14 protein-coding genes are annotated in these 13519 nt (G+C 63.5%); 8 read left to right on the top strand and 6 right to left on the bottom strand.

The genetic code is table 11. The features are described 5' to 3' along the window. The first annotated feature begins 16 nt into the window (after nt 1–16). From L0U81_RS26955 to L0U81_RS26940, 4 genes are read left to right on the top strand one after another with little or no spacing between them, the layout of a single operon-like run. On the top strand, nt 17–394 hold the full coding sequence (locus L0U81_RS26955) for a hypothetical protein (RefSeq protein WP_233807744.1): 378 nt from the start codon (nt 17–19) through the stop codon (nt 392–394). A gap of 4 nt (nt 395–398) precedes the next feature. Then, complete coding sequence (locus tag L0U81_RS26950) at nt 399–917, top strand: nuclear transport factor 2 family protein (RefSeq protein ID WP_233807743.1); 519 nt, start codon at nt 399–401, stop codon at nt 915–917. Beyond that, a complete protein-coding gene (locus tag L0U81_RS26945; RefSeq protein ID WP_233807742.1) occupies nt 914–2056 on the top strand; it encodes an amidase in 1143 nt (380 codons plus the stop codon). The genes L0U81_RS26950 and L0U81_RS26945 overlap by 4 nt, the downstream gene beginning before the upstream one ends. 22 nt (nt 2057–2078) lie before the next feature. Next, nucleotides 2079–2822: an SDR family NAD(P)-dependent oxidoreductase gene (locus tag L0U81_RS26940; protein ID WP_233807741.1), complete on the top strand. Its 744-nt coding sequence runs from the start codon at nt 2079–2081 to the stop codon at nt 2820–2822. Nucleotides 2823–2850: 28 nt separating this feature from the next. Here the strand turns inward: L0U81_RS26940 and L0U81_RS26935 are convergent, their stop codons facing one another. Then, nucleotides 2851–3507: a response regulator transcription factor gene (locus tag L0U81_RS26935; protein ID WP_233807737.1), complete on the bottom strand. Its 657-nt coding sequence runs from the start codon at nt 3505–3507 to the stop codon at nt 2851–2853. A gap of 151 nt (nt 3508–3658) precedes the next feature. Between L0U81_RS26935 and hpaC the strand changes: the two genes are divergently transcribed. Continuing rightward, nucleotides 3659–4195, top strand: a complete 537-nt coding sequence (gene hpaC / locus L0U81_RS26930) for a 4-hydroxyphenylacetate 3-monooxygenase, reductase component (RefSeq protein WP_233807735.1) — start codon at nt 3659–3661, stop codon at nt 4193–4195. A gap of 79 nt (nt 4196–4274) precedes the next feature. Here the strand turns inward: hpaC and L0U81_RS26925 are convergent, their stop codons facing one another. The 5 genes from L0U81_RS26925 to L0U81_RS26905 form a co-directional block, all read right to left on the bottom strand. Then, on the bottom strand, nt 4275–5921 hold the full coding sequence (locus L0U81_RS26925) for an NRAMP family divalent metal transporter (protein ID WP_233807732.1): 1647 nt from the start codon (nt 5919–5921) through the stop codon (nt 4275–4277). A 46-nt stretch (nt 5922–5967) separates the two neighbouring features. Further along, a complete protein-coding gene (locus L0U81_RS26920) occupies nt 5968–6108 on the bottom strand; it encodes a hypothetical protein (RefSeq protein WP_233807730.1) in 141 nt (46 codons plus the stop codon). 673 nt (nt 6109–6781) lie between these two features. Continuing rightward, entirely contained in the window at nt 6782–7162 is a 381-nt protein-coding gene (locus L0U81_RS26915; protein ID WP_233807728.1) for a BON domain-containing protein, read from the bottom strand. Between the two features lie 831 nt (nt 7163–7993). After that, nucleotides 7994–8752, bottom strand: a complete 759-nt coding sequence (locus L0U81_RS26910) for an SDR family oxidoreductase (RefSeq protein WP_233807726.1) — start codon at nt 8750–8752, stop codon at nt 7994–7996. A 383-nt stretch (nt 8753–9135) separates the two neighbouring features. Continuing rightward, entirely contained in the window at nt 9136–9867 is a 732-nt protein-coding gene (locus L0U81_RS26905) for a GntR family transcriptional regulator (protein ID WP_233807724.1), read from the bottom strand. 171 nt (nt 9868–10038) lie between these two features. Between L0U81_RS26905 and L0U81_RS26900 the strand changes: the two genes are divergently transcribed. The 3 genes from L0U81_RS26900 (at nt 10039) to L0U81_RS26890 (ending at nt 13489) form a co-directional block, all read left to right on the top strand. Next, nucleotides 10039–11259: a pyridoxal-phosphate-dependent aminotransferase family protein gene (locus L0U81_RS26900; protein ID WP_233807723.1), complete on the top strand. Its 1221-nt coding sequence runs from the start codon at nt 10039–10041 to the stop codon at nt 11257–11259. A 190-nt stretch (nt 11260–11449) separates the two neighbouring features. After that, nucleotides 11450–12736: an MFS transporter gene (locus tag L0U81_RS26895; protein ID WP_233807721.1), complete on the top strand. Its 1287-nt coding sequence runs from the start codon at nt 11450–11452 to the stop codon at nt 12734–12736. A 3-nt stretch (nt 12737–12739) separates the two neighbouring features. Beyond that, a complete protein-coding gene (locus L0U81_RS26890; RefSeq protein ID WP_233807719.1) occupies nt 12740–13489 on the top strand; it encodes a 2-keto-4-pentenoate hydratase in 750 nt (249 codons plus the stop codon). The last annotated feature ends 30 nt before the right edge of the window (nt 13490–13519 follow it).

Here is a 13519-nt window from a genome sequence, read left to right as displayed (position 1 = left end):
ACCAAGGAACGTTCCCATGAGCGACAACCGAAACCTGCCTTTGCGTGTGCTGTTCTGCTGCGGCGTCTCGCAGAACTTCTTCGACTTGCCGCGCGAACAGATCGGCGAAGTGTGGCAAGCGTACGGCAAGATGCTGAACGCGATCGAAGCGATGGAAAACGTGCGTGTGCTGGGCGTGATGGACGACGATCGGCTCGTCGTCGGCAATTCCGATGGCGCGCCGTGGACGTTTTACATCATGGCCGACGTCGCCGACTTCGATACCGCGGTGGCCGTGTGCAATCTGTATCGAACGACGCCGGTCGGCGACTACAACCTGTGGCGCTACGGCAAGATCGAAGCGCGCGTGGGCCGTGCGCTGACGGTGCCGCCGGCGGTCGCCAACCATGCGTGACGCGATGACCGATCCGGCTATCGACGCGTTGCTCGCGCGCGTCAAAGCGCTCGAAGCGCAGAACGCGGTCCGCAAGACTATCGCGCGCTACATGGCGCTGTGCGACGTGCCGGTGCGCGCACTCGAAGGCGAAGCGCTCGCCGCGCTGTTCGCCGAAGACGCGATCTGGGAAGGCATCGGGCCGCAGTACGCGAACAAGTTCGGACGCCTCGAAGGGGCCGCGCAGATCGTCGCGATGCTGCAGCGTTATCTGCCGCCGACGCCGCACTTCACGACCAACGCGCACTTTCTCACTTCGGAGCACGTCGAGGTGAACGGCGACACGGCGAAGGGGCGCTGGATCATGTTGCAGGCTTCGGGCTATGTCGATGCCAAAGCCGAACTGGTCGCGGCGCGCCTCGAAGTCGACTTCGTGCCCGCCGCTCACGATGCGGGCACAACATGGCTGATCCGCCATTTCCGTACCGAGCGTCTTTTCGATGCACCGTGGCAAGTCAACCCGGCCCAGGGAGTTTCGGCATGAACGTATTTCTGCAGACATTCAATCTGAGCGCAACCGACCGTGCGGACGCGCCGACGATCGCGATCAAGGACAGCATCGACATCGCCGGCTACGCGACGACGGCGGCAAGCCGCGCGCTCGCCGACGCACCGCCCGCATCTGGGCATGCCGAAGTCGTGCAGCGTTTGCTCGACGCGGGCTGGCGCATCACGGGCAAGACGAACATGCACGAGCTCGCGTTCGGCATGACCGGCATCAACGACTATTGCGGCACGCCGCTCAATCCGCAGGACGCGGCCCGCATTCCGGGCGGATCGTCGAGCGGGTCCGCGTCGGCGGTCGGACAGAAGCTCGTGGACGCCGCGCTCGGCACCGACACCGGCGGCTCGGTCCGCGGCCCCGCCGCGTGCTGCGGCGTGATCGGCCTGAAGCCGACGTTCGGCCGCGTGTCGCGACACGGCGTGGCGCCGCGTGCGACGACACTCGACTGCGTCGGACCCTTCACGCGCGAGATGGATACGCTGATTCGCGTGATGACGGCAATCGATCCTTCGTTTCGCGAGGACGATGCGCGTCGCGACGTTTCGCAGCTGCGTGTCGGAGTGCTCAGCGTTGACGCTGACGAAGACATCGCCACAGCGATCGCGAGCGCCATCAAACAGGCGGGACTCGCCACGCAAACGATCGAACTCGCATTGCTGAAAGACGCATTCACGGCTGGCATTGCGGTGATCAACGCGGAGACGTCGCGCGCGTTCGGCCGTCTGGTGGAAAGCGGCAAACTCGGCGCCGATGTCGAGGCGCGCCTGCGCGCAGCCGCGGCCACGAGCGCCGCCGATCTTGACGCGGCGGAACGCGTGCGACGCGCGTTCACCGACGAAGTGGATCGCGCGCTCGATCAAGTCGACGTGCTCGTGCTGCCGACGTTGCCCTCGCTGCCGATCACGCTCGAAGCGGCGCGCGCCGGCACGCCGGTGATCGCCATGTCGTCGCTGACCCGGCCGTTCAACCTGAGCGGCCACCCGGCGTTGAGCCTGCCCGTGCCGACCGGGTACTCGACGCTGAAGGCGGGCCTGCAGGTCATCGGTCGCAAGAACGACGACGAAACGGTGTGCGCGGTGGCGGCGCATATCGAAGCGCGCCTCGCGCAATCCGTCTGAACGTAATCAAGGAGTCAGCAACATGTCGAACAGAATCGCGCTCGTGACGGGCGCCGCGCGCGGACTTGGCGCAGTGCTCGCGCGTCGTTTTCACGAGGCAGGCTACAAGGTCGCCCTCGCCGATATCGCGATCGAGCCCGCGCAAGCGCTCGCGCATGAACTCAGCGGCGACGGTTCGAGCGCCTGCGCAATCCGGCTCGACGTCACGCGCAAAGCGGACTTTGAGGCCGCGCGCGACGCGCTGCTCGAACGTTGGGGCGGAGTGGATGCGCTCGTCAACAATGCGGGCGCTTCGAAGGTCGTGCCCGTGATGGACATCACGGCCGAGCAGTTCGATCAGGTCATCAACGTCAATCTGCGCAGCGTGCTGTTCGGCTGCCAGGTATTCGGCCAGTACTTCGCGAAGCGTGGCGTGGGCCGCATCGTCAACATCGCGTCGCTGGCGGGACAGAACGGCGGCTCGGCGACGGGCGCGCACTATGCAGCCGCGAAGGGCGGCGTGCTGACGCTGACCAAAGTCTTCGCGCGCGATCTCGCCGCGAGCGGCGTGACGGTCAACGCGATCTCGCCGGGGCCGCTCGATTTGCCGATCGTTCACGAGAGCGTGCCGGCGGACAAGCTGGCAAAAGTGATCGAAGCGATACCGGTCGGCAAGCTCGGAGCTGCGTCGTACGTCGCCGATGTCGCGGTGATGCTCGCTTCCGGCGAGGCCTATTTCGCCAATGGCGCGTGCTGGGACGTCAACGGCGGCCTGTACATGCGCTGACGCGCTCGCATGGGCCGCGGCGGCCGCGTCATTCCGGCCGCTCGTCCGATGGGCTCCATACTTCGAGCACGCCGCGCACGAGCGTCGGAATCGACGAAGCCCCGAGCTTTTCCTTGATGCTCGCGCGATGCACGTCCACGGTTTTCACGCTGATCGACAGATCCGCGGCAATCACCTTGCTCGGCTTGCCCTCGATCAGACCGTGCAGCACTTCCTTCTCGCGCGACGTGAGCGAGTTGATCCGCTCGCGCAGCTCGAGCTGGCGCATGTGTTTCGCGTGACGTTGCGACGCGAGTTTCATCGCGCGTTGAATGCGCTCAAGCATCTGCTGCGAGTTGTAGGGCTTCTCGACGAAGTCGATCGCGCCGTGCTGCAACGCGCGCACCGACATGGGGATATCGCCGTGGCCGCTGACGAAAATGATCGGCAACGTCGCGCCGCGACGGTTCAGTTCTTCCTGCACGTCGAAGCCGCTCGCCTCGGGCATGCGGACGTCGAGCACGAGACAGCCCGGCACGTTGATGTCGAAGGCGCGCAGGAAGTCCGCCGCGCTGACGAAGCCCTGCGACTGGATGCCGACCGATTCGAGCAGCCACGCAAGCGACGTGCGCATGCCGTTGTCGTCATCGACGATGTAGACGATGGGGGCGGCATGGGTGACGGACGGTCGGGCGCTTCGCGGCATGGGAATGGGCAGACGCGTGCTTGGAAATGGCGCGCGGGGAATTATCGTCAGAGGGCTTTCATGATAGCGGGCCGACAAACGGCCGCAAAGCCTCGCTAACACTACCGGTTCATCTTGCGATAACCGGCAACCGAACACAGGAGACATCAACATGTCGAGTCAACCCATACCGGCTCACGCCGGGATCGATGAAAACCGCTCGCAGTTCAGACAGGCGATGGCTCACCTCGGCGCCGCCGTGAACGTGATCACCACAGCGGGTCCGCACGGTTGCTGCGGCATCACGGCGAGCGCCGTTTGCTCGGTCACCGATACGCCGCCGACACTGCTGATCTGCGTGAACCGTTCGAGCGCGATGCACGCGGTGTTCGTCGGCAATCGTCATGTGTGTATCAACGTGCTGCCCGCGAGCCTCGAAAGTATCGCGCGTCATTTTGCGGGCATGACCAGTCTTTCGATGGAGGAGCGCTTCAAGCTGCCCGTGTGGGATCAGGGCGAAAACGACGTGCCGGTGCTCCGCGGCGCGCTCGCGAGCTTGCAGGGGAAGATCGTGGAAGCGAAGGAAGTGGGCTCGCACTCGGTCATGTTCGTGGAGACCACGCAGATTCGTGTGCGCGCCGACGGCGACAGTCTGATCTACTTCGACCGGAATTTTCACCGGGTGCCGCGGGCCTGGAAGGGGCAATGAGTGATTCGAAGCGCTCAGGATATGGCTCCCGAAAACCCTCACCATTGCCCAGACCTCCTGGAACTCCTCACCATTCGCACTACTTCAGCAACGCCATCTGCACGACCTTGACGATCACGAGCGCGATCGCGAGCAGCAGATAGCCGCGCAGAGCGCCCATCCACACGCGCTTGGCGAGCGTCAGGCGCGGCGGCGGAAGTTCGTCGAGCGGTGGCATGCGCCACGTGTTGCGCGCGTCCTTTGCATAGACCGGCGCGGGCTCGGCTGCGGACTCGCCCCGCAGCCTGCGAATCCCGATGGTTGCCACATACCCGACGACCGCGAGCAACGTGCCGGCTGCAAGAACTTCGATGATCGTTTCCGCCGCGATGTCCGGGTAGATCACCGACGCGGTCAGGATGATCGACAGCATCACGAGCACCCAGATCACCGCACCGGTAAACAGATTGAGCTTCTTCGAATTGGCCCACGGACCGAGTACCGCGCGGTCGTTGCACAGCAGCAGCAGGAACACGGTCGCGCTCGGCAGCAGCACGCCGGCAAGCGTCTGCACCGCTTCGGTGATGAGACCGAGCGGGCTGCCCGGAATCAGCACCAAAGCCGCGGCGGCCGCGACGATCGCGAAGTACACGACGTAGAAGCCCTTCGCGTCCGACACGCTACGGTGCAGCGAATGACGGATCTTGAACACGTCGCCGATCGCATAGGCGGTCGATAGCGACACGGCCGCCGCGCCGATCACGCACGCGTCGAACAGCGCGATCGCGAACAGCACCGCCGACGTACGTCCCGCGTATTTCTCCAGACCGGCGATCACGCCGCCCGCGTCCGTGAAGTTGCCGAACTCGGGCCGGCCGTCGAACAGCGCCGCGCTGAACGAGATCATCGCGACCGCGCCGATCAGCACGAACACGATGCCGATCCACAGGTCGGCCTTTTCGTAGTTCATGAAGCGCGGCGTGATGCGTTTGTCGACCACGTAGCTCTGCTGGAAGAATAGCTGCCACGGCGCAACCGTCGTGCCGACGATCCCGATCACGAGCAGCATCACGTCGGACAGCTTCGAATGCGCGGGCCAGTTCGGAATGAAGAAGTCGCGTGCCATCTGGCCGACCGGCGGATGAATCGACACGAGCACCGGCACGAGCAGCAGGCTCAACACACACAGCACCACCGCGAAGCGTTCGAAGCGGCGGAAGTCGCCGGTGCTGACGGCGGCCATCGTCAGCGCCGCGGCGATGCACACGCCCGCGATCTTCGAGACGCCGAAGAAGTCGAGCACGAACGTGATGCCGATGAATTCCGTGACGATCGTCAGCGCGTTCAGCAGGAACAGATCGACGACGCTGAAGGCGCCCCAGAATTTGCCGAAGCGTTCGAAAATCAGCCGCGCGTGGCCGACACCCGTCACCGCGCCCAGCCGCAGCACCATCTCCTGATTGACGAATAGCACCGGCACCAGCAACAGCATCGTCCACAGTAACGAAGTGCCGTAGTTCTGACCGGCCTGCGTGTAGGTGCCGAACGCGCCCGCGTCGTTGTCGCCGACCATCACGATCAGACCGGGGCCGAGGATCGCGAGCAGCGTGCGCAGGCGCGCCCACCAGCTCGTGCGCGGCGCGGTGTCATGGTGAGCGATCGTGCCGAGCGCGCCCTTGATATCGCCGACGTGTGCCGAATCGAGCACGGCGCTGCGCGCGGAGGAAATGTTCGTCGGAGTGGACATGTCGTTCTCTCCTGTTTGTATTTGTCGAAGGACGGATCGTGAAACGCTACGCAACGCGCGACGTCAGAAGCCGCCAGAACGCGGCGAATGGATGCGATTCGCGCACGTGCAACACGAGCAGGGCGTCGTAGAAGGCGCGCGATTCCTGCACGTGCGGGAACTGCGAGAGAAGGAGGCCGAATTGCATGAAGTATCTCCGTGCGTCTGTCTCGACGCGCTGGTGAAAAGCCAGCAGACACGGAGGCCGCGAAAGTCCGGGCGCGGCGTTGAAGGTCTACTCGCTTTCCTCAGTTAATAGAACGGGTAAGCGGCATAAGGGATAACTGTCACTGTCTGGCATGGCGGCTCCTTGTCGGCGTGCAGCGGGCACTGCGTACGGACGCTTGATACGTTTGCTACGCACGTTCGTTACACACGTTCGCTACGCACGTGTTTATTCACGCATTCGCGAGGCTCGCGATACGACGCTGCCGTATCAGCGCAGGGACGCGTTTGAACGCGGCGTTCCTGTCATGCGGATACGACGTTACTTAAGGTGCACGGGAAGAGACTGCGGCGCGCACCGTCTGCCTGCTGGCAAGACGGCGGCTGATGAAGAGAGCTCGGACGTCCTGCCGGTCAGGCAGCGAATGTGTTCGAAAGTCGGCTACTGCAGGTGTCCAAGGCGTAAGCCCCATTGATGAAGATTTTTTCATTCTAGGGGGCGCGTTCCGTCGAGGTCAACCTGTTTCTTAAGCAGAGCAGAAAAAGTGTGCGACGCGCCACGTTGCACACTCTGAATGAAGTGCGGGTTGAGGCCGATACGAAGGGAAGGTCGAACAGGCGACATCGATCCATCCGGCCGATGCCGCCCGCAAGGCTCACTGACCGGCGCGCCGTCGCACCGTCAGCCGGTTCTGCACGCTTCTCACGCCGCGAACCGATCTTGCGGCGTTGCCGGCTCGCGCGATTTGCGATTGCTGCGGCACCGTGCCGGTCAGCGTCACGATCGCGTGGCGGGACGTGACGTGAATGTTCGCTGAATTGAGGCTCGTCGTGCGCGTGAAAGCGCGGCGGACGTCGCGGACAATCGCGCTGTCGGACCGGTTGCTGTTCCGATTCGAAGCCGCGGGCGTCGGCTGGCTTGGCATCGACGCGTCGTTCGGCATGCCGCCCGTCTGCGCGTTCGCATAGGTCGCGCAACTCGCAACCGCCACCGCGAACAACGCTCGAATGATTCTGCTCGCGCCGTTTGTTTTCATTCTTCCTCCTTTGCCGGTTTGTCAGGAACTGCCGTTCGAACTGCTTGATGCCAGCGGGGAAGAGGCGACGCAACGCGCTGCCGCCTCGCGACGAGTGATCGACCGTCGGCTCCGATTATATTCTGCGGTGAACGGGTCGATACCAATAGGTGAGAGGATTCGGGAGGTGCCGAGGTGAGAATATGCGCACCTGTACGCGCACTTCAAATCTGACGGTGAGGGAATTCGGGAGTTGTTCCGGTCGTCGATCGTCGCGGTGCCTGGACTGAAGAGCATGTCCGACGAATGAGCGCAGCGCGCGCCAGGGGCGAAAGGTGAGGACTTTCGGGAGCCGCGTGCGGGCGGTTCTTTCGCAACTAACCGGCCACGCCAGAAACGGAACAAAGCGAGTGGCAAGACGCTCGCGGGAATGCGCATCTTTGCCTGTTCGCCCATAGGTGAGGATATTCGGGAGTCGTGGATGCTGCATGGGTCGGCTGCACGCATTATTGATGTGCAAAGGGCATGTCATGCAGTCGCGAAGTACCGCATCGATCGCGCTCGCCGTGCGCCGACTGTGTGACGTAAGTCGTTGAATGTCCAGGCGATCTGCCGCATGCGCGGCCTGCATCGGCGAAGCAAACCGGACGCGTTCGAGCAAAGGTGAGCGTTTTCGGGAGCGGTGAGCCAGCGCAGCAACGCACCCCGAAAGTACGCTCTTGCCCCCTCATTTCAGCGCAAAGGTGAGGCTTTTCGGGGGCATTGGCGACGGTACCTGACGCCGATCCGCCACTGCTCCGTGCCTGAGGTGAGGTTTTTCGGGAGCGAAGACCCCCGGCAGCAACAGGCCGATCAGGCCGATTTCGCGATTTCGCGAATGTCCGCGACCGGCGTTAGCCCGAACGCATCGCTGAGCGCGTAGTCGATCAGCTGCGCCGCGCTTTGCTCGGGCGTCGACAGTTTGCCGTTGCGCTTCAGGTCTTCGAAGCGCGCGCGCATCGGGAATTGCGCTTCGCCGCTACCGCGAATTTGCGCCTGCATGTCCGTATCGATTACGCCCGGCGCGAGACTGCAGATGCGCAGAGCGCGATTCGCGTCGAGCGCGACGGCGCGCGCGTGATGATCGAGCGCGGCCTTCGTCGCGCAGTAGATGCTCCAGCCCGGATACGCATTGCGCGCCGCGCCGCTCGAAATGTGGACGATGCGCCGGTCGGTCGCATCGACGGCCGCGGCGGCTAGCGCGCTCGCGAGCATCAGCGGCGTCGCGACGTTCAGGCTCACCGCGTCCGCGACGTTCGACGCGTCCTGTCCTTCGATGGGACCGATCGGCTGCACCATGCCCGCGTTGTTGATCAGTAGCACCGTCTGTGCGCCGCGCACGAAGTTGCGCAATGCGTCGGTGGCGATCCACTGCGCGACGCGCGCGGGCTCGGCCAGCGGCAGCTCGATCTCTTCGAGCTGCGCGGCAAAGCGCGCCTTCAGCGCGGCATGCCGCGAGCGCGACAAACCCAGCACCGCGATGTTGCGTGCGAGCAGTTGTTCGGCGAGCGCCGCACCGAGGCCGCGCGTATGGCCGGTGACGATCGCGCGAATCGGAAAAGAGGAGGTCATGTCGTTACCAGGGTCTGTTTACATATAGAACGCTCACGCGTGCCGCTGCCCGCTGCCGCATCCGCGAACGATAGGCCTGCCGCATCAATCACTTGGCGGGCCTGTGCGCAGGTTGTCCACAAGCTTGTTCCCAAATTGTGTGGACAACTGCACTTTGAAGTCGCTGCGGGTGATACGGCATCCTTGCGAAGCAAGGTAGCCACTATCACGGACTCCATAGCGACGCTCACTGCCTATGCGTGCGCCGCACGCAGAAAATTCTCACGCTTCAAGCACTTAAGGTCGCTGTGCGAAGGTTGTCCACAGGCTTGCCAACAATTTAGGTGGACAAGTTTTGTTTGCCGGTGGGCGAGTGGAGCGGGACTCCGCATGAGTTTTCCGCGTCATGCCTTCAACACAGAAGGCGAAGCCACCACTACCTCCTGCGTCTGCACCTGCAAAACCGCATCCCGCTTATCAAGCAGATGCTGCCGCAGAATCGCGCTGAGCTTCTTCCCGTCGCGAGCCTCCAGCGCCTTCAGCATTTCGTCGTGGTCGTGAATCGCGCGGTCCCACTTCGGCGTCTGATAGTTCGAGCGAAAGCGCAGCGCCTGCAGCCGACGGTTGACCGACACATACATCTGCCGCAGCGCCGAATTTCTCGCCGCTTCGTTGATCTTGTCGTGGATCGCTTGGTTGCGGCTGTAGTAGCCCGGCAGATCGTTCTGCGCGCGGCACGCGAGCATCGCGTAATGCAGCGCCTTGATCTCGGCGAGCTCGGCCACGGTGATGCGCTCGGCGGCGAGTTCGCCTGAAAACGCTTCGAGGCCGCTCATCAATTCGAACGTTTCGCGCACTTCCGCTTCCGACATCTTCGATACCGACGCGCCCCGGTTCGGCGAAATCTCGATCAGCCCTTCGGCAGCCAGCACCTTCAGCGCTTCGCGTAGCGGTGTGCGCGAAATGCCGAGCGTTTCGCACAACTCGCGCTCGTTCAGTTTCTTGCCGGGCTCCAGCACCCCCTCGACGATAAAGCGGCGGATGTGCTCCACCACCGTGTCGTGCAGGCGCTGACGCTCGACCTTCGGCATCAGCGGGGCAGCGGCCAGACCCGCATCGAAATCCGAATTTTGCATACAAAAACCTCAGCTTCACATGATGTGGAATTTTATCGGAACGCTATCGATTAGTTAATCACTGCACAAACGAGGGTAAACACGGGGCGTCAACAGCCGAATTTCGTCTTGGGAGCGTCACCGTACCTCTGATATAGTTTTTTGCATGCAAAATTCAATCGGAGAAGCCTGATGCTAAAGCTAGATTTTCATCCCGCTGGCCGTCACTTCCTGCAGATTCCGGGGCCGAGTCCGGTGCCCGATCGCATCCTCCGCGCGATGAGCTATCCGACCATCGATCATCGCGGCCCCGAGTTCGGTGAACTGGGCCTCAAGGTGCTCGACGGCATCAAGAAAATCTTCAAGACGCAGCAGCCGGTCGTGATCTATCCGGCGTCCGGCACGGGCGCGTGGGAAGCGGCGCTGTCCAATACGCTGAGCCCGGGCGATCCCGTGCTGATGTTCGAGACCGGCCACTTCGCGACGCTGTGGAAAAAGATGGCCGAGAAGCTCGGCTTGAAGCCCGAATTCCTGGGGCTGCCAGGCATCGAAGGCTGGCGGCGCGGCGTGCAGCCGCAGATGATCGAAGAGCGTCTGCGCGCCGATGCGCAGCATGCGATCAAGGCGGTCTGCGTCGTGCACAACGAAACCTCGACCGGCGTCACGTCCGACATCGCCGCCGTGCGCCGGGCGATCGACGCCGCGGGCCATCCGGCGCTGCTGCTCGTCGACACGATCTCCGGTCTCGCGTGCGCTGATTATCGCCACGACGAATGGGGTGTCGACGTGACCGTGTCGGGTTCGCAAAAGGGCTTGATGCTGCCGCCAGGCATCAGCTTCAACGCGATCTCGCCGAAGGCGATGGCCGCGAACCAGCACGCGAAGCTGCCGCGCAGCTTCTGGGACTGGCAAGAAATCGTCGAGATGAACAAGTCCGGCTACTGGCCGTACACGCCGAACACGAACCTGCTGTACGGCTTGCACGAAGCGATCGAGATGATTCTCGGCGAAGGGCTCGACAACGTGTTCGCGCGTCACGAGCGGCTCGCCGAAGCGACGCGCCGCGCGGTGCGCGCGTGGGGGCTGGAAATCCAGTGCGCCGATCCCGCCGTCTATAGCCCGGTGCTCACCGGCGTGATGATGCCCGAGGGCGTCGATGCCGACGCGGTTCGCAAGCTGATCTACGAACGCTTCGACATGTCGCTCGGCACGGGCCTCGGCAAGATGAAAGGCCGAATGTTCCGCATCGGCCATCTCGGCGATTGCAACGACCTGATGCTGCTCGCGACCCTGGCCGGCTGCGAAATGGGTCTGCGGCTCGCTGGCGTGCCGGTCAAGGAAAGCGGCATGTCGGCAGCGATGGAGTGGTTGAGCCAGGCGCCGAAAACGCCGGGGTTGAAGGCCGCGGCCTGATTGCCGGGCGGTGTTCGTAGGGGGAGACCAGAACAATCCGCAACACCAGGGAGCGCTTCCCTCATCAAGCCGCGCACAGAACGCGGCCAGATTCACATGCAATGCGTCCGTAGCGGCCGTCGCCGCCGACGGGCGACGACGCAGCGCGCCACCTCAGACGCGCCGTCGACACATGCCATGGAGAGAGTCGATGAAGCGGTTTCGTTTGACCAGTGCGAGCAGTATCGTTCTACTGATGCTCTGCATCATGTACTTCATCACGTACCTCGATCGCGTGAACGTCAGCACCGCGGCCGCGGGTTTCGGCAAGGAATTCAATCTCACGCATACGCAGGTCGGCCTCGTGTTCTCGGCCTTCGCGTATCCGTATCTGCTGTTTCAGGTGATCGGCGGCTGGGTCAGCGATCGCTTCGGCGCGCGACGCACGCTGCTGTTCTGCGGCGCGATCTGGGGTCTCGCGACGGTGTTCACGGGCCTCGCGGGCGGGCTCGCAACGCTCCTCGCCGCGCGGCTCGTGCTCGGTTTCGGTGAAGGCGCGACGTTCCCGGCGGCAACCTCGGCGATGTCGCGCTGGGTCGCGAAAGAAAAGCGCGGCTTCGCGCAGGGCATCACGCACGCGGCGTCGCGAGTCGGCAATGCGGTCGCGCCGGCGCTCATCGTGATCGTCATGACCACCTGGGGCTGGCGCGAATCGTTCTTTATCTGCGGCGCGCTGAGTCTGGTGTGGGTCGTCATTTGGGCGCTGACGTTCACCGAGCACCCGAAAGATCATCCGCGCATCACGCCGGAAGAACTCGCCGTGCTGCCCACGCCGAAGCCGAAAATAGCCGGTCTGCCGTGGGGCAAGCTGTTTCGCCGCATGACGCCGGTCACGATCGTCTACTTCTGCTACGGCTGGACGCTGTGGCTGTTCCTGAGCTGGATTCCGCTGTACTTCCTGCACAACCATCATCTGCAATTGCAGAAGTCGGCGATCTTCGCGTCGGTCGTGTTCTTTGCCGGCGTGATCGGCGATACGCTCGGCGGCATCGTCACCGATGCGATCTTCAAGCGCACCGGCAGCCTCAAACGCGCGCGCAGCTGGATGGTGTCGGTGTGCATGCTGTTCTGCCTGCTGTCGCTGATTCCGTTGATGTTCACGCATGACCTGACGCTGTCGATCGTCTGTCTCGCCTCGGGCTTCTTCTTCGCCGAGATGACGATCGGCCCGATGTGGGCGATCCCGATGGACATCGCGCCGGCATTCTCCGGCACCGCGAGCGGCATGATGAATACGGGCTCGGCGCTCGCCGCGATCATCTCGCCGGTGATGGGCGGTTTTCTGATCGACTACTTCGGCAACTGGGATCTGCCGTTCCTCGGCAGCATGTTGCTGATGGGTGTTGGCGTTGTGCTCGCGTTTCGGATGCAGCCGGAGAGCCGCTTCGAATTCGACGCTGCGGAGAAGGGGCAGGTTTCCACCAGCATGGGCGTGTAAAACATGACGACTTCACTGGGCCAGCTTCTTGCCGATGCGAGTCGCGCTCGTACCACGCTCGATGCGTTGCCGCAGGAGCAGCTTCCTTCCGATGCCGCCGCGGCCTACGCAATCCAGCACGAGATCCTGAGTGCGTGCGGCGCGCGAATCGGTGGCTGGAAGATCGGCGCGAAATCGTCGAGCGGACCGATTCAGGGCGCGCCATTGCCTGACACCGATCTGCACGCTGACGGCGCGCGTCTGTCGCGCGAAGGTTTCGCGCCGCTTGGGCTCGAACTCGAAGTCGCATTCCGTTTCGGCCGACGTTTCGAGCCGTGCGCGACACCTTATGACGAAGACGAAGTGCTCGCGGGCATCGGCTCGATCGGCGCGACCATCGAGATCGTCGCGAGCCGCTATGCCGCGTGGCCCGCCGTCGACAAGCTCGCGCAGCTCGCGGACCTGCAGAATCATGGCGCGCTGATCGTCGGCGAATTCACGCGGTATCGCGAGGATTTTCCGTTTGTCGCACCATCGCTGCGTTTCGAGTTCAATGGACGCGATGTCGTCGAAACGACGCCCGCGAATCCGGCCGGCGATCCGCGGCGCCTGCTCACGTGGCTCGTCAATCACGCGAGTTCACGTGGCGTCGCCGTGACGCCGGAGATGGTAATTACGGCGGGTTCGTACACCGGCATGTTTTTTCCGCGCGAGGTGGGCATCGTGAGCGGGCATATCGAAGGACTCGCGCCGGTCCAATTCACGTTGTACTAGGTAATTCGAGCCGCGCGGTTTCGGCGCACC

Origin of the sequence: Paraburkholderia sp. HP33-1 (assembly GCF_021390595.1) — a bacterium.
Lineage (GTDB): Bacteria > Pseudomonadota > Gammaproteobacteria > Burkholderiales > Burkholderiaceae > Paraburkholderia.
This window is presented reverse-complemented; position numbering and strand designations above follow the sequence as displayed.